Origin of the sequence: Algimonas arctica (genome assembly GCF_014652695.1) — a bacterium.
GTDB classification, from domain to species: Bacteria; Pseudomonadota; Alphaproteobacteria; order Caulobacterales; family Maricaulaceae; genus Litorimonas; species Litorimonas arctica.
This window is the reverse complement of the sequence record NZ_BMZH01000044.1, coordinates 1-1,049: the sequence shown is the minus strand read 5'-3', so window position 1 is coordinate 1,049 and position 1,049 is coordinate 1. Positions and strand designations below refer to the sequence as shown.

1 pseudogene is annotated in these 1,049 nt (G+C 52.4%); it reads right to left on the bottom strand.

Annotation, left to right across the window (positions count from 1 at the left end):
* Positions 1-35 precede the first annotated feature (35 nt).
* Positions 36-1,049 (bottom strand): annotated as a pseudogene (locus IE105_RS15280) (IS3 family transposase); the annotation flags it as partial.

Here is a 1,049-nt window from a genome sequence, read left to right as displayed (position 1 = left end):
TGATGTGCCCCTAGCTTTATAGACACCTTGCTACTTCATTTTGCTGTCATCTCAAATTCGACGGGTGACAACATCCCGTTGTTAGCATGCCTGCGTTTCGGATTGTAGAACATTTCGATGTAATCGAACACGTCCTGCCGCGCTTCTTGACGGGTTTTGTAAGTTTTTCTCCTGACCCTCTCAGTCTTGAGAAGATGGAAGAAGCTCTCGGCGACAGCATTATCGTAACAGTTGCCACGCCGGCTCATGCTGGCTTCCAGATTGTGATCGGTCAGGAACTCGCGCCACTCATGGCTTGTAAATTGTGAACCCTGGTCAGAGTGCACAATAACCGTGTCGGTCGGTTTGCGCCGCCAAACAGCCATCAATAGAGCGTTGAGTGCGAGCGATGTCTGCATCCGAGAGTGCATCGACCATCCCACGACTTTGCGGGAGTAGAGATCGATAACGGCCGCCAGATAGAGCCAGCCCTCATGCGTTCGAATATAAGTGATATCCGTTACCCAAACCGTATCAAGTGCGTCCACGTTAAAGTCCTGTTGCAACTGATTGGCTGCTGCAATGGCGGGCTTTGCACCACACTTACCCGGGCGACGTTTATAGCCGACCTGAGCCCTTAATCCTTCGTTCTTCATGAGCTTTGCGACCGTGTTCGGGGCGCAGGGTTCGCCAAGACTGAGCATGTCGTGATGTATCTTGCGATAGCCATAAACGCAGCCACTCTCGAGCCAGGACTGCTTGATAAGGCCCGTCAGGCGGCGCCTGCGCTTAGCTTGTCCCGATAACCCATTCTTCAGCCACGCATAAAATCCACTCACATGAACCTTCAATACGCGGCACATGGCGCGCACCGAAAACTCATTCCGATGCGCTTTAATAAAGGCGTACTTCACCCGTGGTCTTTTGCGAAGAACGCCGTGGCCTTTTTTAGGATGTCACGCTCCTCAGTCACGCGGCGCAACTCTGCTTTGAGCCGTTTAATCTCATCATGCTGCGCAGAGCGGGCTGGCTTATCGGGTTGATCGCCATATCGCTTGACCCAATCATAA